We start from the raw sequence: 2268 nt of genomic DNA on the forward strand, positions 1-2268 counted from the left end.
CCAAAGCGGACCTTCCCGAAGAAATCCGAGATGCCCCTGGCCGATTCTGGGGAATGATGGGACGCGACAACGCGCCTCTTGGGCAACGCGAGGTCCTGCGCATCAGCCTCGGCGACGCCTGCCAACTTCGACGCCTCGTCCGCCGCTACCGTCGGTCGACCTCAAAACCCGAGAAGCGGCGATTCCTGCGTTCCGCCCAGTTTCGGGACCCCGAGTTCTCCGTGACGACCTTCCTCGACGTGGAACAGTGGTACCGATGCATCACCCCGATGCGGGTTCATTTCCCGGGCGCCATCCAGAAGAGACAGCAAGTGCTCGCGTCCAATCCGCCTAACCCCGTTCAGCCCGAGCTATTCGGAGCTAACCAAGGGAGGCAGCTCTCGCGCACCATGCAGCAACCGGATCAGGAGGAGACCGTCGGGGCGCGGATGGTAAAACACGATGTAGTTCCGAAACCCGGGAATACCCCAGCGCCGAACTTCGGGAACGCTGGGAAATCCGGCCAATCGACCGGCCTCGGGATTCCGTGATAGCAGGGCAAGCGACGACTCGACGGTATCGCAGAATCGATCCGCGGCGTCCGGATTGGCGTCGGCGATTCGGGACACAATCTCCCGATAGTCGTCGAGGAATCGCGATGTTCTAAGGAGAGCGACGCCCACGGGCTTCCCGGACCAGTTGTCGCACGCCCGCCAGATCCGCCCCGCTCAACGGCGCCACGTCCCCCTGCATGCCCTCCAAGACCGCCGCCTCATGATGCGAATCCTCGGCCAGCATCCGCACCAAAGCATCCCGGACGAACTCCTCCGGCGATCCGAAGCCCGCCGCACGAGCCCGCCGTGCTAACGTGTCGTCCATGGCTGATGGCAAGGTGACCGTCATGACAAGGATTTAGCCTCAACCAGCCGACAGGTGCAAGCGGGCCATTCCCGTGGCATTCGCCACTCAACAATCGCCCAACTCATTCTCTTATGACGCAACTGGATATGCGGCATGCCGGAACGCTCCCAGCCTAGTAGCCCAAAGGATGGGGTCCAAGAGCTCGCGCACCTCTGTGGGGTGGATCGGCGATAGAGGGACCGAACGGGTTACGTCCTGGGAGATCTGCCGGCCCTAATTCCTGACCCTTGGTCGCGCTGTCCGGGTGACGAGATGGAGAGGGACAGGGGACAGCATCGCAGCCCACCTGCCGCGCGAAGCTTAACTTAAAGGAAGGGTGCAAATACTCTTGCGATCAGAAAGGGACGTCATCCGGAGGCTCAGGAGAAGGTTTGGAGGCAATCGCTTGTTCGATCTCTTCTACCAAGTCCTCGACTGTCGGAGGTCCGTTAGGATCAGGCTGTAGCTCGCGCACGGACGGATAGAATTCACTAGCTTCGGCAAGAACAGCTTGTGCGCTCTTCTTTAGGGTGCTTTCAGGTGCGAGGTCACATAGCTGATCGTTGGTGATTCGTTTTAGGATATCCATTAAGAAGGCAAGGTCAGTATCAATTTGGTTTTGCTTATGGCTGTTGAGTTCCCGCTCTGCAATTGTCACGAGATTTTGAGCTACCGACTCCCGAATTTTGTAACCCCAAATCTGAGCCCAGTCTGGCTTTGCATCCATAATCAGCCGTCCTCCGCTGTTGGAGCGAAATCCCATCACAATTACCTCGGTGCATTCGGGAGAACCTTTGCATTGACGGGTGAGCGAGAGCGCCAGTTGAATTGCCCCCGTAGTTAAAAGCACGTCCGTCAAGCTTGCCCTCAGCGCTGCAGCCACTTCTGGTTTTAGTGCCATGGGCACGATTCGTTTTGCTGCATCAACAAGATATCGATCCAGTGCCGCGTTCGGGTAACCATAGCTACGAAGCGACCCGGTCCTGGTCTTCGCCGGCTCAAGTATTCTACGGACTGTAGCGGAGAAGGCACTGCTTAGGAATAGGGGCGAAGAGCTCCCTGGAATCAATCCATCCGGAGAAGCTGCCGTAGCAAGTCGGTGCAGGAAGTCTCCGAGCAGAGCTGATTTTTCCTGTGGTGACTGTGCGGTGCCGTCGGGATCAATACAGATGGTTTCAATGCCGACTGCTGCGTATAGCCGCTGAAGTACTGAATTGGGGGTGAATCGGACGATGAAAGAAGTTGGGCGATCCTCCTCAGAGTCTGTCCGAAAAGTCAGATCGCTTGCGAGAATGACAGGGACCGAGAGTTCCGCGAAATCGTATCTGCAACGTGAGTAATGAATTGACATGGGGCGCCAACCGGGTTGGCCACACTTCGCGGCAGCGC

At 58.0% G+C, this 2268-nt stretch carries 3 protein-coding genes; all 3 read right to left on the reverse strand.

Annotated features, from left to right (window positions below; genetic code table 11):
• Positions 1 to 350 precede the first annotated feature (350 nt).
• Positions 351 to 662, reverse strand: coding sequence for a type II toxin-antitoxin system RelE/ParE family toxin (locus JNN07_21945; protein ID MBL9170414.1), 312 nt, complete (start codon positions 660 to 662; stop codon positions 351 to 353).
• Positions 643 to 858 carry a hypothetical protein gene (locus JNN07_21950; protein MBL9170415.1) on the reverse strand — a complete coding sequence of 72 codons (216 nt, stop codon included), beginning with the start codon at positions 856 to 858 and terminating at the stop codon, positions 643 to 645. Before JNN07_21950 ends, JNN07_21945 begins: the two co-directional genes overlap by 20 nt.
• Before the next feature lie 376 nt (positions 859 to 1234).
• Entirely contained in the window at positions 1235 to 2230 is a 996-nt protein-coding gene (locus tag JNN07_21955; GenBank protein MBL9170416.1) for a hypothetical protein, read from the reverse strand.
• Positions 2231 to 2268: the final 38 nt, after the last annotated feature.

The organism is Verrucomicrobiales bacterium (assembly GCA_016793885.1).
Taxonomy (GTDB): Bacteria; Verrucomicrobiota; Verrucomicrobiia; order Limisphaerales; family UBA11320; genus UBA11320.

Excerpts from the sequence above, each read along its gene's own strand:
- JNN07_21950 (MBL9170415.1), bottom strand. The coding sequence starts at position 858 with ATGGACGACACGTTAGCACGGCGGGCTCGTGCGGCGGGCTTCGGATCG.
- JNN07_21955 (MBL9170416.1), bottom strand. The coding sequence starts at position 2,230 with ATGTCAATTCATTACTCACGTTGCAGATACGATTTCGCGGAACTCTCG.